Genomic DNA, 20,404 nt, shown 5'->3' with positions numbered 1-20,404 from the left:
GATTAGAATTTAACATATTAAATTAAATAACTTTTATAAATTAAACAACTAAATATGGATTGTGGGCCCATGGCGCAGCCTGGATAGCGTAGCAGATTCCTAATCTGTAGGTCGCAGGTTCAAATCCTGCTGGGCCCGTAAAGTTAATTAACCCCCAATAAAACTTAATATAAATGTTTAAAAAAGTGTTATTCTGGTCAGAATTTCCAAATCAAGTAGACTGGAAAAAAGCAAACAAATACTTAAAAAAACTTAAATGTAAAACAGGTGTTTATATTGCTTCCCAATCTTTAACAGAATATAAAAAGTATTCTTCTCAATTAGATAAGCACGATGAAATAGGAATTTGGATTATAATTCCAAAAGAAAAAGGTTACTGGTTTTCAGGAGCAACACCTAAAGAAGAAATTACAAAACTAAAAAAGTATAAAAATCTAAACATAAAAATAGATTTAGAACCACCAATTCCGAAATTTAAATATTCTAATCTCAAAATGCTCTTCTACATTATCAAACTTTACTTTATGAAATATCAAAATTCAGAATACTTACACAAAACAATTTCAGAAATATCAAAGGATAATAAAATAATGTTGAATGAATTTTTAGCACCAAAATTTTATCTTAAAAAAACAGGTTGTTATTATGAAAACAAAAATATTACTAAAAATGTGATGTTTTATAATACAATTGAAGGTAAACTTTTCATACCTTTCTTAAGAAAAATTAACACAATTTATATTAAATCTTATAAAAAGCAATATCCCCTATTAAGAGCTTCAGTAGGACTTATAGGCAAAGGAATCCTAAAAAATGAAGGAGTTTATCCAGATGAAACTTACTTAAAAAAAGATTTAGAAGTTCTAAACAATTTAGGTCTAGAAGAAATAGTAATTTACTCATTAGAATCTATGCTAAAAAGAAACCCAGAAAAATGGTTAAAGGTTATTAATCAATTCTGCAGCTAGTTCAGTTCCTTCTTTTAATCTTAATTTTTTAATCTTATTTTCAATTTTAGTTCTATTCTTTAACAAAAGTTTAATTTGTCGTTTTAATTCTTTCTCACTCGGTTCAGTATAAATCACGGGATATATTTTCTCAACAGTTTTAGCATTTAAATATTGCTCAACATGGTTTTGTATAGGTAAAATCAAACAAGCTTTTTTATGAACTAAACATTCAGAAATTGCAGAATGTCCTGATAAAGAAATAACTGCTTTTGCGTCTTTTAAATAGTCTATGAAATTTGGATTAAACTTAAAGGCTTTAACATTTTTCAAACCTAAATCTTCTTTATACCCAAAAATAATAAACTGCTCATTCAACTCTTCAGCAAGCTTAATTATCTTATCAGCCATAAACAAACCAAATCTTGAACCTCCAAGCATAACTAGTATCGCATTATTGGACACCTTATTTTCACTTTTTCTTACAATCGAACCAACAGAATAATATCTGCCTTTATGCTCTGTCTTTCCCAATAAAGAAGGGGTAATAACTAAATCTGCATTTTTATGTCCCCATTCAATTAATGATTTAGTAAGTTTTGCTAAAAGTCTCATATCAGAATTATAATCTCCTTTAATTATCTTCCACAAACCTTTCAAATTTTGATTATGAATTAAAACTGATTTAATTTCTCCTTTTTTGCTTAAAAACTTTGCAATAGGCTCATTATCAGAAATTATAACCTTAATATTTTCTTTTTTAATTAATTTTCTCAACCTAAAATAATCAAAAATAGAATAAAACAGAGAAACAAAATTCGCGGGGATAAATAATTTTCTAAATTTTAATATATTCCTTGCATCTGAAAATCTTATTCCAGAAATTTTTATAGTTGGATAAAAAGCTTTAAGATAATTATAAGAACAACCATATCCTGCAAAAAAGATTTTTCCACTCAATTTTTCTGCAATAGCTTGATCTCTTGTAACATGTCCATATCCTACACCTGTTGAGATAATTAATTTATTTTTAATCATTATCTTACCTTATAAAACAATTCAGCATATTTGCATTTGTTTTTATAACCATTATAAATAGCCTTAAAATACATCGAAGGCATCAAAGGATATATACTAAACAATAATTGGCTTTTAAACTGTTTTAAAGCGTTAATTTTGCTTGAAAAGGTTTTTGTTATATTAATGTATAATTTAGGCATATTCTGTGGAGCATCAATCATTTTCCACACATCAAAAGTATATACAGGATATCTTTTATCTAAACTATCAACAACTTCTAACATTGTTTTAAAAACAGTTCTATGATCTAAATGATAATCTGGAGAGTGTGTAAATATTTTTACAGGTTTATACTTCAAAATAATTTTTTTAATTCTTTCTTTTATATTTTCCTTTTCAATTTGTCTTACTAACTCAAAATCTTTCAACTCAAGAAATATAATCTCTCTCTGACCAATTTCATCATTTATTTTATGTGCTTCTTTTTTCCTTAAATTTGCTAAATATTTTTCATTTAACCAAGGAACACTTTTCTCACCTTTAGAAAAAATAATTGTAACTACCTTTTTATCATCTTTAATATAATTCGCAATTGTGCCACCCATCCCTAAAATCTCATCATCTGAATGAGCACAAAATACAAGTATTGTATCCTGCATATATGCATCGGCTGGGACTCGAACCCAGATTATCAGCTTGGAAGGCTGAAATACTAACCATTATACGACCGATGCTTAAGAATATAACTGGGTTAAAAGATTTATAAAGGTTTTTATTTAAATCTGCTTGAAAAAGAAGGATTTTGTTTTTTTGAATTCGCATATTTTTGTATGGCTTCGTCTATTTGTTGAGGTTTCCATCCTTTTGATAAAAGATTCTGTCTTACCTTAGATATTGGAACTCTTAATTTTTCAGAACTTCTAAGATATTGTAACAAAGTGTTTAATTGAGTAGTATTTAATACACTTGTAGAAGGTTTACTTTTTGGCTTTGTTAATTGAGGGTATAAAATTGCAAATCCTACTGCACCCAATAATATTACAACCGCTATAACTAATACTATTAAATTTGTCCCCTTCAAACTAAATCCACTACTACAATCTTCAGAACATGAATCCATTTCAGTTATATCACATTTTCCATCCCCACACACACAATCTTGTGGGCAAAGAATATTATCTTCTCCATCTTCACAAGCACTATTTCCACAAACAAAGTCTTCTCCACCAATATAACTATTAACTGAAGATATAGAACTTGGAATATATAAAGTATAAAACATATCTAGTCTTGAAACTAATCCACCCTTAACTTTATAAGCTACTTTCTCAGGTAAAGCAATCTCTTTTAGTTTAAGATTATTACCCTCTTTTTCTGATACACCCAAAGTCATTCCTTCAAAAGTCACATCTATAGGAAAAATCTCATAATAACTTCCTTGTAATTTTTTAGAACTACTCAAATCTTTAGTTATTAATATAAATTCGTCTGAATTTCCATTTAAATAATTTAATTTTATCTTTCTTGCAGTAGATTCAACTTTCAAATTAGTATTTTCTTTCAAAACACTCAAAAAATCTCCTGAATTTACCAAACTTGTCTGAAAATTTGCAGGTAAAATATTATTCTCATAAGTCAAAGACTTAGACTCTGAAACACTGAATCCTAAAACTAAATTATTTCTTATATCTGTCAAATCTTTTGAAACTTCTTGGTAAATAACTGCTTTTTGTGAGTCAGTTAAACTACTATTAATTCTTGATTGTATTATTTTTATTTTTGATTTTGATTCTGCAACATAATCACTTAAGCCTAAATCATAATAAGCTTCTTTTAATCCTGCAGTTTTATTACTGTTTATCTCCTTTTCTAATCCATTTAATAAATTTAAAGTTTGATTAATTAATTCATCAGTTACATTTTCAGGGTTATTTACATTAATTAAAACACTTCCAATGCCTTTTCTTTGTTGTTTATCTTTAACTGTTAAAGTTACTTTATAAGTTCCTTCATCTGAATAAGTATGTACACCTATTGCTTCAGTAGATTCATCACCCTCGCTAAAGTTCCATAAATAACTATCAATTTCAACATTATCAACTAAAGTAATATTTGCACTTAAACTCAAATTTTGTCCTGTAAAAGCTGTTGCAGGAGCAGTTATACTTACAGTAGGAACTTTTGTAATAGTATATTTAATCTCATCATTTTCTCCAGAAAAATAAGCTTTTAATTCATAAGAGCCATATTTACTTGGAAGAGTTATTCCAAACTTAGATAAAGGTAAATTTAAATCATCACTAAAAACAAATTTAGGCTGTGTACTTTGAAGATTAGTAACAAACTTATTTCTTATAATTTTACTTAAGCCATCAGATTCTATAATTGAAACTTCTAATTTAGATAAGATTACTTTACTATTCTCATTTTGATTAAAAGTAATATTAATAGGGATAACACAGTCTGCATTTTTAGGACAATAATAAGTTTTTAGACTTTGATAAAACGGTTCTGTAAAACCCGTGTTGGCTACAGAATATTCTTCTTCAGTTTTTAATGTATTATCATATTTTTGAGGTTTCATTTTTATAAAATAATTTTTTCCAGATAAAATACATCCACCACTCAAAGTACATCTATAACCCAAACTATCACTTTCTTTATATGAAATATATCCTCCAGCTGAAGAAGTTAAACAAAAGAGATATTTAGAGTTTATAGGCCTATTAAAAGTTAAATTACATTCTGTCCAATAAAATGAAGAAGTAGATTTTTCACATATGGCCTCTTTAATATTAGCTAAAGCTACAAGACTTTTATTATTACTATAATCATAAACTGATGGAGTCATAATAATTCCATTACCAGAGACATATCCATAAACCTGAATTTTATCTGTTTCTCCCACATCAAATAATTGGCATGATCCAAAATTAGAAGATATCTCTGCTTTATTCTCAAAAGTATCGTCTACCCCGTTTGGAATTTGAGTAGACTCCCATTGCCCTTCTACAGATTTACCAAAGTATTTCCATTCTGTGTCTAAATCATTACCAACATTTGCTGCAACCGATTTAGCAAAAGGACTTAAACTTGAAATATTAAATTTAGCTACTTTTGAAGTATCAATTTCTTCTCCTTTTTTCTTTTTAATACCAACTAGCAAACCAGAAGTTTGAATCTCAGGAGAGAAAACTTCTTCACTAGAAGTATACATCTCACTTATAGATGTGCATTTATCATAATCTCCACAAACAAGAACATCAGATAATTTTTTAGTATATGTATTATCATTTGTACTTAATTCTATAACCGTATCTTTAGTATATTCTCCTTTAGGCAAAACAATATAACCATCTAATTCAGAACTTGGACCATAATTTACAGTATCTAATTTTAGATCAACAGAACTTGCGCAAACCAGAGGTATAAATAACAAAGTAACTAATAGCAAAATAAAACTATTTAACTTCATTCATTGCACCCCTTTATTATCTTATTTATAAACTCTTTATATTTAAATATTGCTGTTATTTAACTCTTTTTTAATTATTTTCAACTATCTTTAATCTATTTGAAGGTTTAATTTTAATCTTGCCTTTTATCTTTACAAACTTTCTGTTGTTTAATTCATAAACTAAAACAGCCAATGCAGCAATTTCTGAATGCGGTTGATTTGCAACACTTAAATTATAATCTGCAATTTTATAAATTTCTGAATCCACTTTTTCAGAACCAACAACAATAAACAATTTTTTTAATTTCTTTAACAATTTTACACTTTTTTCAAACTCTAGACCATACATTGTTAAATGAATTATACGAAAACCTTGTTTCTTTTTCAAAGAAATCAATCTCAAAGTATTATTTAAGCTTTCACCAACATATTCAACAGAAAATTTAGAACCCCAATTACCATTAACGTTTTTAACAGTTTTCTCAAGACCTTCATCTTTATCTCCAGTATAATATATCTTAGAAACACCAAAAGCTCTAGAAACCAAACAACAATGAGTACTTACTCTTATATCTCTATTTTTCCTATGTGTCAGCCTTAAAACTTCTATTTTCATATTATCTTTTTATTATTAACCTTAACTTTATAAAGGATTATAAAAAGTTATTTAAATATAAGCTTTTTTCGATGAATAATGAAATTTGAAGAGTTTTACAACAAGAATTATAAAAAATTCATGATTATACCCCTTCTTATACTACTTAGCTCCTTATTAATCATAGGCTTAAACTATCAAAAATATGGTTCATTTTTCCAAAGAGATGTAAGCCTACAAGGTGGAAGCGCTATATCTATTATTAATATCCAAAATATAGATAGACAAGAACTTGAAGATTATCTAAGAAAAGAAGTAAATCAAGATATATTTGTAAGATCAGGTATTGATGCATTAACTAAAGCCCAAAGATTTGAAATAGAAGCAGGAGAAAATGTAGATGAAAATATAGTTCTCGAAAAGATTAAAGCAAAAGGTATTGAATTAACAAAAGATAACTATAGTATTAAAAAAACAAGTGCAATTTTAGGAGAATCAACTTACAAAGAAATATTCATGTCAATGCTTATCGCATTTGTATTTATGGCAATTGTTGTTTTTATAACTTATAAATCTTTTATCCCTAGTATAGCCGTTGTATCTTGCGCATTTATAGATATAATTGGGACAATCGCAGTTGTAGATTTAATAGGCATGAAACTTTCACTTGGAAGTATGGCTTCTATCCTCTTACTTATTGGTTATAGTGTTGATACAGATATCTTAATGAATACTAAAGTTCTAAAAAGAAAAGGAGAAGGTACAGTAAATCAAAAACTTTTAAGTTCATTTAAAACAGGAATATTTATGACTATAACTAGTATCATTGCTGTTTTAATTGGTTATATATTTACTAACATTGAAATCTTCAAACAAATCTTTTTAATTATGATTATAGGCCTAACCCTAGATATTTTTATAACATATTTACAAAATGCATCATTACTAAAATGGTATGCTGAAAAAAAACATATAGAATAAAATGTCACTAAAAAAATATTTAACATTAAGAGTATGGATTTTGATATTTTTTTTAATCATAGCTATACTTTCAATCTCCCCAAGATTAAACACCTTAGGAGTTGAAGTTACTTATTCAGATGAAATTATTAAAGATGCAGGAATAACTTCGGGAGATATAATAAGATCTGTAAATAATCTAGAAATAAAAGATATTAAAGACTTTGAATCTGCTTTAGAATCAATAAAAATACCTGAAAAAGAAATAATAATTATTACGGATAAGTCTACAGTAACTTATACTTCTAAAGGAGAATTAGGATTTGAATTAAAAAATCTTACAGTTATAAATTCAAAAATCCAAGGTCTTGAAAACAATTCTATAATCAAAAAAATAGATAGTTATGAAATCAATTTAGAACAAGATTTTATAAACCATTATTATGATATTTTACCTTATTCAAAATTAGAAATCTCAACAACTAAAAAAGATTATTCTCTTTTAATAACTAAGGTGCCTTCAATAAAAGTAAAACAAGTAAGTTCATCAAATATTAAGAAAGGACTTGATTTAGATGGCGGTGCAAGAGTTATTTTGAAACCTACTGAAGAAGTTTCTGAAGAAAATCTTACTCTTATGATTGAAATTCTTACTAATAAACTAAATATTTATGGTTTAAGAGAAATGAAAATAAGATCTGTTTCTGATAACCTAAATAATCATTATATCTCAATAGAACTAGCGGGTGCAACAAAAGAAGAGATTGAAGAATTTGTTGCAAAACAAGGTAAATTCGAAGCAAGAATCGGAGATGATTTAGTATTTACAGGAGAAAAAAGAGATATAAGATATGTTTGTAGAGGAGATGGTTCATGCGCAGGAATACAAAGTTGTGGTCAAACTGCACAAAACGAGTATATTTGTAACTTTGAATTTGCAATACGGTTAAGTGAAGAAGCCGCACAAAAACAAGCAGCAATTACTAAAGATTTAGATTTAGTAACAAAAGAAACTGGAACTTATGTTAATGAAACTTTAGATTTATATTTGGATGGAAGATTTGTAAGCAGCTTAAACATTGGAAAAGACTTAAAAGGAAACCCTAGCCAAAGCATTTCAATTTCTGGACCAGGAGTTGGAAAAACAAGTCAAACAGCAATGCAAAATGCACTTGCAGAAATGAATAGACTTCAAACAGTAATGATTACAGGAAGCTTACCCTTTGAAATGGAAATTGTAAGTCTCGAAGAAGTTAGTCCTATTATGGGGGAACAATTTACTAAAAATGCTTTATTAATTGGAGTACTCGCATTCTTAGGTGTTCTTGCAGTTGTATATATTAGATATAGAAAATTAAAATTATTAATTCCAATTGCAATTAACTTATTTAGTGAATTATTAATCGTACTTGGATTTGCAGCATTATTTAAATGGAATTTAGACTTACCGTCTATAGCGGGATTTGTTGCTTCTATTGGAACAGGCATAGATGATCAAATAGTTATTACAGATGAACTTCTTTCAGGTAAAGATAAAAAAGAAACATTAAGTTGGAAACAAAAAATAAAAAGAGCATTTGGAATTATACTTACTGCTTATTGTACAACCTTTGTTGCAATGATACCTTTATGGAACACAGCAGCAGGATTATTAAGAGGATTTGCATTCACAACAATAGTTGGAATCACAATCGGTGTTCTTATTACAAGACCAGCATTTGCATCAATGATGGAAAAGATTTTAGAGTAAAATTTCTTTTAATAATTTAATCTATATATGCTCTACATCAAAGAATTTTAATTTAGAATTGGCATATTTAAGTAAATCAAATATTAAAATTAAAAGTAAAGATAATCCAACCATAATAATAAATCCTTCCAATCTCAAAGGTATAGTTCCAAAGATTTTATTTACAGGAGTATAAATTATAATAAAAGTTGCAGCTAAAGATATCAAAGAAGCATAAAATAAATAAGGATTTACTAACGGACTCCTAGTTAATACTTTTTTTCTTAAAGATCTAAAATTAAATGCTGAAACAATTTCTAAACCAATTAGAGAAAATAAAGCGACAGTTCTAGAGTATTCTGTATTCTCACCAAATAAGTTAAACGATAAGTAGTAGGAAATTAAAGTTAATCCAGCTAATAATGCTCCATTAAAGACTAATAAGGCAATTAATTTCTTATTTAATATTTCTGAATTTCTTCTAGGAGATTCATTCATTATATCCCTTGATGTGGGATTTAAACCAAGAGTAATTGCAGGAAGATCATCTGTTACTAAGTTCATAAATAAAATCTGTAAAGATAATAACAACGGCGCTTCCCAACCCAACAAAGGAGATAATAATACACCAAAAAATAAAATAGATAATTCAGCACAATTACAAGACAATTGATAAGTCACAAACTTTCTTATATTTTTAAATATAGTTCTACCTTCTCTTATTGCAACAACAATAGTATGAAAATTATCATCTTTCAATGTTAAGTCTGCAACAGACCTAGAAACATCAGTTCCATTTTTACCCATTGCAATCCCTATATGCGCATCTTTTAATGCAGGGGCATCATTAACTCCATCCCCGGTCATAGTTACAATCTCCCCATTTGCTTTCAAAGCACTAACAATCCTCAGTTTATGTTCAGGTTTAACTCTTGCAAAAATAACTATTTTATTGATAGATTTAGCAAGCTCATCATCAGTTAATTTATCTAAGTCATAACCTTCGATTAAATCTCCAACTAAACCAATTTCTTTGGCAATAGATTTTGCAGTTTCTTTATTATCTCCTGTAATCATTTTTACTTTAATTCCCGCATTTTTACAAGTTTCAATAGATTCTTTAACTTCCTCACGTGCAGGATCTTCCATTCCAACTAAACCTACAAATATCAAATCTTCTTCAAAATGATCTTTTGTAAAAGTTTTCATAGTTTTATAAGCCAATCCCACAGTTCTCAAAGAATTTCTAGCCATTTTTTTAGTAATAGAATTAATTTTTTTCTTCTGTTTATTATCTAATTCAATAACTCCATCTTTAGTTTGAATAAACTTACATTTTTTTAATAAAAATTCAGGTGCACCCTTAGAATAAACAAATTTCTCTTTACCTTTCTGACATAAAACAGACATCATTTTTCTATCAGAATTAAAAGGTAACTCTTGCACCCTTTCAAATTTAAAATCCTCTTTAAATAAATTAGCCTTAGCACCTAAAACTAATAAAGCAGATTCAGTAGGAGAACCAATTGTTTTAAATTCCATATCATTTCCCGTTCTTTCAATTATAGCATCATTACACAGTACAGCCCCATACAAAAGATTTTTCAGAACAGCATCATTAACAGGATCTATTTTCTGTTTATCCAAAAGGAAATCTCCTTTACCTTCATAACCTACTCCAGTAATTTTAAAAAGATTATTATCTGCAAAAATAGTTCTAACAGTCATTTCTCCTTTTGTTAAAGTTCCGGTTTTATCAGCACAAATAACTGTTGTTTCACCAAGTGTCTCAATAATAGACATTCTATTTACAATAGCATTCTGCTTAGCCATCTTATATGCTCCAAATGCCAAGGTAGTTATCAAAACAACCGGGAATCCTTCTGGAAATGCAGAAACAGATAAAGCAATAACCATAATAAGAATATTTATTACAATTTCTTCAGTAATACTCGTAGCTCTTAAAAACATAATTAAACCAGTTAAAACAGAAACTAAAATTGCCATGATAGCCATATATTTTGCAACTTTGTTTATTTTATTTTGTAAAGGAAGTTCCTTTTCTGTAGTAGAAATCAATTCTGCAATATTTCCAAATTTAGTATTCATTCCAGTATGAATAACTTTTACTATACATCTACCATTAACAATATAAGTACCCATAAATACTAAATTCTCATCAGTATACTCTTTTTTACTACTAACTTTTTTAGTTACATCCTTAGATTCACCAGTTAAAATAGATTCATTAACTCTGAGTTCCATTTCTTCTAAAACCAAACAATCTGCCGGAATTTTTTCACCATTCCTTAAAATTAAAATATCTCCTGGAACAATATGTTTAGAAAATATTTCTTGCTCCTTACCCTTTCTTATTACTAAAGAAACTGGAACCAACATACCTTTTAAAGCAGCTATAGCTTTTTCAGATCTATACTCTTGTACAAATCCTACTGCTACAACCATTAAAATTACAAAAATTAAAGTATAAGCAGTAACATATTTACCAACAAAAAAAGAGATAATAGTTGCAAACAAAATTAAATAAATAACAAAATTGTTTCTAACTTGTTTAAATAAAATATTTAATGGAGTTTTTTTAGAAATTTCTTTTAGTTCATTAAAGCCATACTGTTTTAAATTATTTTCAGCTTGTTTATTAGTTAGCCCCCTATATTTCAACATATTCTTTAAAATAATCACTACTATAAAAACCTTTTTTATATAACTAAATTAAAATCTAAAATGATACTCTTTTAAAATAGTGAACAAATTATTTAAAGCATATAATCTAAATATAACACAATTAGAGGTGATTTAATGGAAACTAACATAGCACTCATACTTTATGTTCTACTTGGAGCTGTGGCTGGGATGATTTATGCCCTGAGAAGAATATTTGTTCTTGAAACAAAAATTGATGTTATAGATGAGAAGATTGTTCGTGTATTAATGCATCAAGAAAAGTTAATTGAAAAGGATTTAGCACTTGATATGCGTGCAGCAAAAAAGAAATCATCAAAACCAAAAAAGAAGAAAAGAAGGTAAGACTTCTTTTTTATTTAATTTATTTTAATATTCTATTTAACTTCAACTAATTTTTTCATATATTTTAAAGTCCAAATTGCTTGTTTTAATTTATCTTGACTTTCAGAATAAATAGTGAATATTTTATCTCCCCTAACTACTTCTTGATTTATTATAACATTTAACAAAATACCTGCACCTTTATCAACTGGAGCACCTGCAATTCTCGCAATAGTTTTTATGGTTTTCATATTAAATGAATTTATTTTTCCTGTTCTTTCAGCATAAAATTCTTTTTTATATTCCCCAACTTTTAATTTGTTAGGATCTGTAATCTTTCCATCCTGGGCGTTTATTATTTCACACATCTTTTTATAAGCCAAACCACTATTCAAAACATATTCAACTGATTCTTTGGGATTTCTATGTCCGACTAATTCTAACAATTTAGTTGCTAATTCTATAGATTTCTCTCTTAAATCTTTAGGCCCCTCTCCTCTTAAAGTTTCTAAAACATCTTTGGCTTCCAATACAGGACCCACACCGTAACCAATAGGATTAATACCATTTGTAAAAACCACCCTCATTTTAATATTAAACTTTTTTGCAATCATTAAAAATTTCTTTTTCAAAGATTTTCCTTGTTTTAAGTTTTGTATTTTTGCTTTTAACCCGATAGGAACATCAATTAGAACATGTGTAGATCCAACAGCCAATTTCTTGGCCATAATAGAAGCAACTAACATCCCTTCAGGATCTAAACTTAATGGATGTCTTAATCTTATTAATTTATCATCTGCAGCAGCTAAATTCATTGCACCACCCCAAGCAATACACGAATTAGTTTTTTTAATTATTTTAGTAATTTCATCTGCAGTAAATTCAACTTTAGCTAAAGCCTCCATTGTATCTGCAGTTCCACTTGGTGAACTTATTGCTCTTGAAGAAGTCTTAGGAATAGTATAACCTAATGACGCAATGATAGGAACAACAACCATTGTAGTTCTATTTCCTGGAATACCTCCAATACAATGTTTGTCTAAAACCATTTTCTTTCCAAGATTTAATTTTTTACCATTTTCAACTATTGCTTTAGTCAAACAATAAATCTCGTCATTGCTTAATTTATCAGGGTAACAAGCAGCAATAAAATAAGTTAATTCAACTTCACTTAATCTATTTGACAATAAATCTTTGATTATAGTATTTATTTTTTCACAATTTAATTTTTCTCCTTTTAATTTTTCAAGAATATATTCAACAGAACTTGGAGCAGGTTCATAAATTAATTCCACTAAATTATTTTTTTTAACACCTAACAAATCTGCAACTTCTTTATATATAATCATATGATTTGGCTTAACAGAATTTTCAATTATATCTACAACTACAATTACTTCTTTATTTTTATATTTTAATTTAACCCTATTTAATGGATGTAAGTCTTGTTTAATTGCTTCTTTCTTAGGAATAACAACTATCAGGGGTCCCCCAGTTTTAACATCTAAAACATTTACTTTTAGTTTCATGTTAGATTGCCCTTGAATTATCTCCACTTACCATAAAATTTTAAAATTTCTAAACCAAAGCTCAACATTAAAGGGCCTATAATTATGCCTATAAATCCAAACAAAGATATTCCTCCCATAACTCCCAACAATATTAATCCGGGATGTATTCCTGCTCTATCTCCAATTATTTTTGGCCTTATTATATTTTCAATAGTAGACATAATAAATATACCAAACAAGCCTATTGCTACTGCCCCAACAATATCTCCAGAAATATACTTAACAATCACAATTGGAATCCAAACTAAAGTCGGTCCCAATAAAGGCAGCAAAGCTAAAACAAAAACTATCAAACCCCAAAATAAAGGTGCTTCAACTTTAAAAATATAAAACACTATAGTTAGTAAAACTGCTTCTAAAATACCTGTAAAAACTAGACCATAAATTACTGAATTGGTTACATTCTTAAAACTTAAGAACAAAGATTCTTTATGCTCTTTATGTAAAGGTATAATAGATTTCAATCCTTCTAAAAGTTTATCGTGGTCTCTTAAAAAGTAATACATAAACAAGATTGCAATTACAAAACCCAAAATCTGTTGAGGCAAAGATTTTGCAATTAAAATAGCTGAATCATAAACTTTCTGCGTTAAAGCACCAGTTATTGTCTCAAGATTTATTCCAAATTGTCCCATAAATAATTGGAGGGCATCATTGCCCATAATGATATTATATATCCTAAGAGATTGGTTTACTAACTCTCTTGCAATAAAATAAGTGGGGACTATTAAAACTACAACAGCTAAACAAGTAACAATAAAAGCACTTATTGAATTAGATTTTATTTTCTTCTTTAAAAAATTATGTAAGGGCAAAGTTAAATAAGAAAATACAAAAGCAGTTAGTAAAGCTGTAATATATGGCCTAATTACAAAAAAAGATATAATAAGTATAGCTAAATAAGCTAAAATAGATATCCACCCTTTTTTTTCCTGCATTCTTTATAAAACATTTATTAAATATATAAAGGTTTTTATACCTCTCTGTTCTCTAACCCCCTATGAAAGTAGCAGTTTTATTTTCAGGTGGGAAAGACTCTTGCTTTAGCATATATCAAGCACAAAAGCAAGAACATGAAATAGCTTGTCTAGTTAGCATTCTTCCAGAAAATAAGGAAAGTTATATGTTTCATTATCCAAATATCAAACTAACAGAATTACAAGCAAAAGCAATGGGTTTTATTTATGTAAGTATGATTTCCCCAGGAAAAAAAGAAGAAGAATTAAATGAGTTGTATAACATTCTAAGCATAGTTAAAAATAAATACAAAGTTGAAGGTATAGTTTCAGGTGCAATTCAATCAACCTATCAGAAAAATAGAGTTGATGATGTTTGTAGAAAATTAGATTTGAAAAGTATTGCCCCCTTATGGAACATCAATCATGAAGACTATATGCAAGAGTTAATTCTAAGAAAATTTAAGGCAATAATTGTTGGAATTGCTGCAGACGGATTAAATGAGTCTTGGTTAGGGAAAGAAATCAATAGAAATACTCTTACAGAACTAAGAAATTTAAATTTAGGGACAAAAATGCACCTTGCTGGAGAAGGGGGAGAATATGAATCTCTAGTCTTAGATGCACCAATGTTCAAAAAACAAATTATAATTAAAAGTTCAAAAACAAATATGGAAAATTCTTGCACGGGCGCTCTTGAAATTACAAAAGTAGAATTAAGAGATAAATAGCTAAGCCTTTGCAGTATCTATTTTCTTAATATGCTTGCTTTTATTAGTAAAAAAATCTATTGCTTCTTTCAATTCTTTATGGGTTTTCGCATATTCATAAATATCTATTCCTTTTAAATAAGCTTCACAAGATTGAACTAAAGCTTTAGCACCTGCAGTTGTTCCTTTTGGATGTGCATGGCATCCTGCACCCATAGTTGTAATGAAATTAACTTCGCCCATAACCTCAATAAAAGGTTTTAATTTCACCGGATTTAATCCTCCAGAAATTATAGGACAACATTTTTTCATACCTCTCCAAGAATCCTCTTCTAAAATCACGTGATGCATATTATCTTGTTTAGCCAGCTCAATGGCTTGTTTATCATTGTCAGGAATTTCTGCCCAACTCTGTTTAAAGAAATGTCCTTGTGCAACTAAATGCAATATTTCTTTTGCAGCAGTAACGTCTTCTTCTACTGAACCTTCCATTTTTCCAATACCTGCTGTTCCAGTATGTATTCCAGATGCACCGGCTAATCGTGCAAATTTAGATAAAACTAAGACAGAATAGCCAATGGGATTTTCTGGTCTTGTATACGCTCCATGACTTGCCCTATGAAAATGTATAAAAACATCAGGATATCTTCTTCTTAAAGTCTGAACAGCCATCCATCCAGCAGTGATACCATCAATTAAAAATGCATAACTCCCTTTTTCAAAACCTACTTTTCTGATTAATTCACATCTTCTTATCATTTCATCAAAATCAGGAGAAGAAACATTAAATGAATGAATTTTTTTATGCCCTGTTTCTTTAACCGCCTTATTCATAGCTTTTTTTACAAACTTGACCATAAGTCGATACTCACAAAAATCTTGATTTGCTTGAGGTTCATCATTCTTTACAAAATCTCCACCACCCGACCAAAAATCATAACACACCTCAGCATACTCAGAAGCAGTTAATCCAATCTTAGGTTTGATTATAGTTCCTAAAATGGGCCTATCATAAACTTGTAAATATTTTCTCATATCATCTAAAGTATAAGAAGGGCCAGCGTATTGTTCTAACATCGCTGCAGGAAACCAAATATCTAACATTTTTAATGCAGAAATTTCTTTCATACCCAAAACATTACCAACAATAAAAGTTAAAATATTTTGAACATTTCCCCCCCTATCAAAAATTCTCCAAGGATATGCAATCCATACCAAATTTTTACTTAAATCAATTTTATAAACTAAAGCATTTAACTCTCTTGAAAAAGCAGTTTCAGTTTTTACTCTAAAATTGGTTCCAGTTGAAGATTCTGCAGCAACTTCAGCTGCAGCCTGCAGAATATTTAATCCCTTTCCCGGAATTAAATGAGAAACAGTTAGTAGATATGTTCCATTAGTCGGATTTTTTAATTTAAGATTAACATAATTTTTTTGTTTATCATTTAAACTTGTAACTAACTTCTTAATTTTTACAGAATTACCCGTTTTATTTTTTTTTGATTTTACTTTACTTTTCAAATTGTAGACCTCTTTTATTAATGGTCAGTTAGCCTATTTATATATTTTATCTTATTTTACTATTTTTAACATCTCACTTAAATGAAGTATTAAGTGGTTAGGTTTAGCCTTTCTCAGTTTAGCTTTAGAAACATTTCCGGATGCAACAGAAATAACTTCCACTTTAGCCCTTTTTGCAGCTTTAATATCATTTAAACTATCTCCAACCATAAAATCCACCTTGTGATGCAATAATCTTTCGGCTTTAAATATTTCATCGGGATAAGGTTTTGGATGTCTAACCTCATCCTTACCTATTATTTTATCAAAAAGTTTAATTGATAATTTAGCATATTTTAATATAGTAATTATTTCAGCGTGTCTGCAATTAGAAATAATAGCCAATTCATATCCTCTTTTTTTTAAAATTTTCAAGGTTTTTATTACCCCAGGTATAACCTTAACATATTTTACAGTGTCATGAATTATATTTTCTTTTTTTTCTTCTCTTATTTTTTTTATTTCTTTAGGACTTAATTGAGGATATAATCTTTTTAAAATTAAAATAGTTTCATCACCATTTAATTCTTTTTCAAATCTTTTATAAGGAATTGCTTTTAAACCGTGTGCAACAAAAGCTTGATTAAATGCAAGTATATGTGCTTTATCACTCCAAATAAGAGTTTCATCCATATCAAAACAAATCAAACCATTTATTTTCATTAAAATCCCTTCAATTCTTTTTTTGCTTTTTTAACAAATTGTTTTGGTTTTAATATTCCAAACTCAGAAATTATACCTTTAACAAATTTAACATCTACTTTTTCAAATGCAGGATCTCTTATTTTTATTCGTTTAGGAGCTTTTCTCCAAATTTCCTTATAGTTTCTTTCTTCAATTTTTATATGTCCTGCATATTTCCAAGAATCTAAAGCCGCATAGACAGGAATTTTATTATCATAACAAATTTCAGCAAACATTCCAGTTCCAATTTTATTTATTATAGCCCCATTTTTCAAAACAGCATCAGTTCCCACAAGCATAATAATATTTTTATTTTTAACTGATTTTACAACTGACAAAAACGCAGAATCCACAAAAGAAGTAACTTTAATCTCGGCTTTCATCAATTCTAAAACCGTTTTTCTTCCCTGAAATAAAGGTCTTGTTTCAGAACTATAAACTTCAAACTTTTTGCCTTGCTTTTTGGCTTGCTTTAAAATTTTAATAACTGTAGAACTATGACAATGTGTAAAAACCACAGAATTATTTTTTATTAATTTTGAGCCTTGTTTAACAATTTCAGAATTTGTACTTTCAAAATGTTTTAATGCTAATTTAACACCTGCTTTTTTATCTTTAAAACCAAGCACAAATCTAATTGCATTTTTCAACGCAGGCTCAGTAGGTCTTACATTAATAATTTGTTTAACTGATGTAGAATCGTTTTTTAAAAGAAGTAATTTTATGCCTTCTTTAGCCACATTCTCAGCACCTTGAATTTTTATGTTTTTTATATCCTTCAAAACCTTATCAAACCTATCCATAAGTCAAACAATAAGCCTTTCTCTATTTTAATGTTATATATCACTAAAGAGTGACAAAAAGAGAAAGATTTATAAATGACTTTGTTTTAAACCCATTATAACACCTAACTAGAGGTTTAAATGAAACAATTAAACTTATTTGAAACAAAAGAACAAAAACCGCCAATAGCACTGAGAAGACAAGATGTATGTAATTTAATATATACTATTTATAAAAATGATCAAGAAAATTTATTTATCGGTCTTAACGAATATGTTAGCTTAAAAGATTTCTCAGAATTCATTAATATATTTGATTCTATGATATTTGCAAAAAATGCAAGAATTCGACACTTAGAAGCAACTCTTGGAAATAAACTTGATGAATTTTCTACTGAAATGCAAAGCTTAGATTTATACTCCCTTTTTAGAAAACTTAGAGACAAATCCAGTTATGTAGAATATCACAAAACCCTCAAAAGTTTAAAAAATCCATTAACAAAAAAAGGAAATAACCAAATTGAAGGCGAATTAATTGCTGCTGAAGCAATAGTTAAATATGGGCTTGAAAGAGATAATGTAAAAAAAGGTGTAAACCAAATAGAAAAAAAACACCCTCATTTAATTCAACGCCTAAAAGACAAATTAAATGCACCCGCAGTAATTTACTGTAAAGAAAAAGACTATATATTTTATAGAAACAAATATGATAATTCTAAACTTCCTTATCATATTGAAATAAGGCCTTTAATTCCTGCATTTAAAGGAACACAATACGAAAAGGATATAAAAAAAGGAAAGCACTTTGCAAAAAAAAGCTCAGAAATTTTAGTAGATTACTTAAAAAAAGCTTACTCAGAGATTATAATAAAAACAGATACTTTAGAATAAAAAGTTTTTTAAACTTGAACTGATTTATAGTTACCTACAAAAAAGATGTCCATAGAAACTGAAAAAATAAATGGTATTTCTAAACAACCCGGCTTATTTGACCTAAGTGAATATCCCATAACTCAAAAAAAAGACAAAAATGGAAATTTAAAAACAGTACCTCAATATAAGGGAGTACTCTGGCCAGAATTATCTCCCGAACTTATAGGCTGTATTCTTGGAAAAGATACTGTATGGATTAATTCATTATACCAAAGTTTGAAGGATTATCCATCTTTAGAATATTTTATGCCTTTTGTGAATTTTAGAGATTTAATTATATTTTCTAAAAACTCAATATTAGAAAGAAAAATTATATATTCAACCAAAGAATTGAATAATAAATCCAATCATTCATTAAAATTAAATATGGATTTAAAAGAGGAATTTAAAAGATCAATTGATAAAAGCAGTATTTATTCTATTTTTAGAAGATATTTTACACAAGATGATTTTGGTATGCTTGCTAGCCTTAATAAATCTTGCCCAATCCAAATATTAGAATTATATGCAAAAACAAATTGTTATCAAAATAGAGATTTAGAATTGAGACTCAATCTAATTAATCAAAACAAGATTATTAAATTAAAAGATCAAATAACTCAACCTTCTGAAAATCTTAATTTAATGCATTTTAAAGATAAAAAGAGTTATACTAAAGAAGAAATGATTAATAAAATTATATATCTAAGAGAAACATGTAAAAATATTTCAAAGATTATTAATCAACACATAAAAAATCTTAAATTAGCAGGAAATTATGAAGTTGCTAATAAAATATATATACCAAATTAAACCTTGCCTTGTTTATTTTCTAAACTCTTTATTTCTTCAATTTCCTCAGTAGAAATGGCACAACCTCTTAGTCTTAAACCCCACAAAAGGGCATCTAATAAATTTAATCCCTTACCTGTAGCATATTTTTGAACTAAACCTTTTTCAAAAGCCACAGTCATTAATTCAGAGCTCCTTATAATATCTACATCCAAATCATTTCTAAAAATCTTAAGATTCTGCGTATTTATTTTAATAGTAGTATGAAGCTTGCTACTAAGCAGTTCTTTTAGTTTCTGTGGATCTTCAACCAACATCCTTAAAGTTCTTTCATCAACAACACAAATCCCATCTAATTCATCTGCTAAAACTAAACTTTGTATTTCGCCTTCTTGAATTATTCTCATATATTTTCCTTCTGTATTAAATATTTGATTTGAAATTCTATACAATTTCATAGACCTTCCTAAATAATCTTTTTTAGAATAAATTATAAACAAACCCTCATCAATTTTTTTCTGTAATTCCATAGCTTCTAATTTAAATCTCCTACCTTGAATTGGAACCGTTACTAATTCTCTTTGAACAGCCAAAGGTAAATAAAAATTAACATTATGATTTCTTTTCATATCTTCTAAAACAGGAATTAAATTATTTAAAACTATACTTATTATACTACTAGAATCAAAAACTATATTCATC

At 28.0% G+C, this 20,404-nt stretch carries 18 protein-coding genes and 2 tRNA genes; 8 read left to right on the top strand and 12 right to left on the bottom strand.

Going from position 1 to position 20,404, the window contains the following annotated elements; all coding sequences use genetic code 11:
- The first annotated feature begins 63 nt into the window (after positions 1-63).
- Positions 64-138: transfer RNA gene (locus J4403_03405), tRNA-Arg, on the top strand.
- A 35-nt stretch (positions 139-173) separates the two neighbouring features.
- Positions 174-968, top strand: a complete 795-nt coding sequence (locus tag J4403_03400) for a hypothetical protein (protein MBS3167229.1) — start codon at positions 174-176, stop codon at positions 966-968.
- Here the strand turns inward: J4403_03400 and J4403_03395 are convergent.
- The 5 genes from J4403_03395 to J4403_03375 all read right to left on the bottom strand — a co-directional run bounded on the left by J4403_03395 (position 939) and on the right by J4403_03375 (position 6,040).
- The gene (locus J4403_03395) at positions 939-1,985 is read right to left on the bottom strand and encodes a hypothetical protein (GenBank protein MBS3167228.1); all 1,047 of its coding nucleotides are present in this window, start codon (positions 1,983-1,985) and stop codon (positions 939-941) included. The two genes, J4403_03400 and J4403_03395, sit on opposite strands and share 30 nt — an antisense overlap.
- The gene (locus tag J4403_03390; GenBank protein MBS3167227.1) at positions 1,985-2,626 is read right to left on the bottom strand and encodes a PIG-L family deacetylase; all 642 of its coding nucleotides are present in this window, start codon (positions 2,624-2,626) and stop codon (positions 1,985-1,987) included. The genes J4403_03395 and J4403_03390 overlap by 1 nt, the downstream gene beginning before the upstream one ends.
- A 3-nt stretch (positions 2,627-2,629) precedes the next feature.
- Positions 2,630-2,701: transfer RNA gene (locus J4403_03385), tRNA-Gly, on the bottom strand.
- Between the two features lie 38 nt (positions 2,702-2,739).
- Positions 2,740-5,442, bottom strand: coding sequence for a PKD domain-containing protein (locus J4403_03380; protein MBS3167226.1), 2,703 nt, complete (start codon positions 5,440-5,442; stop codon positions 2,740-2,742).
- A gap of 70 nt (positions 5,443-5,512) precedes the next feature.
- Positions 5,513-6,040, bottom strand: coding sequence for a tRNA (cytidine(56)-2'-O)-methyltransferase (locus tag J4403_03375; protein ID MBS3167225.1), 528 nt, complete (start codon positions 6,038-6,040; stop codon positions 5,513-5,515).
- A gap of 78 nt (positions 6,041-6,118) precedes the next feature.
- Between J4403_03375 and J4403_03370 the strand changes: the two genes are divergently transcribed.
- A complete protein-coding gene (locus J4403_03370) occupies positions 6,119-7,000 on the top strand; it encodes a hypothetical protein (protein MBS3167224.1) in 882 nt (293 codons plus the stop codon).
- A 1-nt stretch (position 7,001) separates the two neighbouring features.
- Positions 7,002-8,729, top strand: a complete 1,728-nt coding sequence (locus J4403_03365; GenBank protein MBS3167223.1) for a hypothetical protein — start codon at positions 7,002-7,004, stop codon at positions 8,727-8,729.
- 21 nt (positions 8,730-8,750) lie between these two features.
- On the opposite strand, the gene J4403_03360 is transcribed toward J4403_03365, so the two are convergent.
- On the bottom strand, positions 8,751-11,393 hold the full coding sequence (locus J4403_03360) for a cation-transporting P-type ATPase (GenBank protein MBS3167222.1): 2,643 nt from the start codon (positions 11,391-11,393) through the stop codon (positions 8,751-8,753).
- Positions 11,394-11,528: 135 nt separating this feature from the next.
- Between J4403_03360 and J4403_03355 the strand changes: the two genes are divergently transcribed.
- Positions 11,529-11,756: a hypothetical protein gene (locus J4403_03355; protein ID MBS3167221.1), complete on the top strand. Its 228-nt coding sequence runs from the start codon at positions 11,529-11,531 to the stop codon at positions 11,754-11,756.
- A 32-nt stretch (positions 11,757-11,788) separates the two neighbouring features.
- Here the strand turns inward: J4403_03355 and J4403_03350 are convergent, their stop codons facing one another.
- Positions 11,789-13,264, bottom strand: coding sequence for a thymidine phosphorylase (locus tag J4403_03350; protein MBS3167220.1), 1,476 nt, complete (start codon positions 13,262-13,264; stop codon positions 11,789-11,791).
- A 17-nt stretch (positions 13,265-13,281) separates the two neighbouring features.
- Entirely contained in the window at positions 13,282-14,244 is a 963-nt protein-coding gene (locus J4403_03345; protein MBS3167219.1) for an AI-2E family transporter, read from the bottom strand.
- A 62-nt stretch (positions 14,245-14,306) separates the two neighbouring features.
- Here J4403_03345 and J4403_03340 point away from each other — a divergent pair, with 62 nt between their 5' ends.
- Positions 14,307-14,993: a diphthine--ammonia ligase gene (locus J4403_03340; protein ID MBS3167218.1), complete on the top strand. Its 687-nt coding sequence runs from the start codon at positions 14,307-14,309 to the stop codon at positions 14,991-14,993.
- On the opposite strand, the gene J4403_03335 is transcribed toward J4403_03340, so the two are convergent.
- Genes J4403_03335 through J4403_03325 form a run of 3 tightly spaced genes read right to left on the bottom strand, consistent with a single transcriptional unit; the run spans position 14,994 to position 18,019 of the window.
- Positions 14,994-16,493, bottom strand: coding sequence for a ribulose-bisphosphate carboxylase (locus J4403_03335; protein ID MBS3167217.1), 1,500 nt, complete (start codon positions 16,491-16,493; stop codon positions 14,994-14,996).
- 51 nt (positions 16,494-16,544) lie between these two features.
- Positions 16,545-17,195 (bottom strand): HAD family hydrolase, encoded by a 651-nt coding sequence (locus J4403_03330; GenBank protein MBS3167216.1) that lies wholly within the window; start codon positions 17,193-17,195, stop codon positions 16,545-16,547.
- On the bottom strand, positions 17,195-18,019 hold the full coding sequence (locus tag J4403_03325; protein ID MBS3167215.1) for a hypothetical protein: 825 nt from the start codon (positions 18,017-18,019) through the stop codon (positions 17,195-17,197). The genes J4403_03330 and J4403_03325 overlap by 1 nt, the downstream gene beginning before the upstream one ends.
- 120 nt (positions 18,020-18,139) lie before the next feature.
- On the opposite strand from J4403_03325, the gene J4403_03320 reads away from it, so the two are divergent.
- Entirely contained in the window at positions 18,140-18,889 is a 750-nt protein-coding gene (locus J4403_03320; protein ID MBS3167214.1) for a hypothetical protein, read from the top strand.
- Between the two features lie 45 nt (positions 18,890-18,934).
- Positions 18,935-19,723 carry a hypothetical protein gene (locus tag J4403_03315; GenBank protein ID MBS3167213.1) on the top strand — a complete coding sequence of 263 codons (789 nt, stop codon included), beginning with the start codon at positions 18,935-18,937 and terminating at the stop codon, positions 19,721-19,723.
- Here the strand turns inward: J4403_03315 and J4403_03310 are convergent.
- Entirely contained in the window at positions 19,720-20,403 is a 684-nt protein-coding gene (locus J4403_03310) for a hypothetical protein (protein ID MBS3167212.1), read from the bottom strand. The two genes, J4403_03315 and J4403_03310, sit on opposite strands and share 4 nt — an antisense overlap.
- Between the last annotated feature and the right edge of the window lies 1 nt (position 20,404).

Source organism: Candidatus Woesearchaeota archaeon (assembly GCA_018302225.1).
GTDB lineage: Archaea > Nanobdellota > Nanobdellia > SCGC-AAA011-G17 > JAGVZY01 > JAGVZY01.
Note: the sequence above shows the minus strand (reverse complement) of the source record. Positions and strands in the feature narration are given on the sequence as shown.

Coding starts and splice junctions, on each gene's coding strand:
- J4403_03400 (MBS3167229.1), top strand. CDS start 174: ATGTTTAAAAAAGTGTTATTCTGGTCAGAATTTCCAAATCAAGTAGAC.
- J4403_03395 (MBS3167228.1), bottom strand. CDS start 1,985: ATGATTAAAAATAAATTAATTATCTCAACAGGTGTAGGATATGGACAT.
- J4403_03390 (MBS3167227.1), bottom strand. CDS start 2,626: ATGCAGGATACAATACTTGTATTTTGTGCTCATTCAGATGATGAGATT.
- J4403_03380 (MBS3167226.1), bottom strand. CDS start 5,442: ATGAAGTTAAATAGTTTTATTTTGCTATTAGTTACTTTGTTATTTATA.
- J4403_03375 (MBS3167225.1), bottom strand. CDS start 6,040: ATGAAAATAGAAGTTTTAAGGCTGACACATAGGAAAAATAGAGATATA.
- J4403_03370 (MBS3167224.1), top strand. CDS start 6,119: ATGAAATTTGAAGAGTTTTACAACAAGAATTATAAAAAATTCATGATT.
- J4403_03365 (MBS3167223.1), top strand. CDS start 7,002: ATGTCACTAAAAAAATATTTAACATTAAGAGTATGGATTTTGATATTT.
- J4403_03360 (MBS3167222.1), bottom strand. CDS start 11,393: ATGTTGAAATATAGGGGGCTAACTAATAAACAAGCTGAAAATAATTTA.
- J4403_03355 (MBS3167221.1), top strand. CDS start 11,529: ATGGAAACTAACATAGCACTCATACTTTATGTTCTACTTGGAGCTGTG.
- J4403_03350 (MBS3167220.1), bottom strand. CDS start 13,264: ATGAAACTAAAAGTAAATGTTTTAGATGTTAAAACTGGGGGACCCCTG.
- J4403_03345 (MBS3167219.1), bottom strand. CDS start 14,244: ATGCAGGAAAAAAAAGGGTGGATATCTATTTTAGCTTATTTAGCTATA.
- J4403_03340 (MBS3167218.1), top strand. CDS start 14,307: ATGAAAGTAGCAGTTTTATTTTCAGGTGGGAAAGACTCTTGCTTTAGC.
- J4403_03330 (MBS3167216.1), bottom strand. CDS start 17,195: ATGAAAATAAATGGTTTGATTTGTTTTGATATGGATGAAACTCTTATT.
- J4403_03325 (MBS3167215.1), bottom strand. CDS start 18,019: ATGGATAGGTTTGATAAGGTTTTGAAGGATATAAAAAACATAAAAATT.
- J4403_03320 (MBS3167214.1), top strand. CDS start 18,140: ATGAAACAATTAAACTTATTTGAAACAAAAGAACAAAAACCGCCAATA.
- J4403_03315 (MBS3167213.1), top strand. CDS start 18,935: ATGTCCATAGAAACTGAAAAAATAAATGGTATTTCTAAACAACCCGGC.
- J4403_03310 (MBS3167212.1), bottom strand. CDS start 20,403: ATGAATATAGTTTTTGATTCTAGTAGTATAATAAGTATAGTTTTAAAT.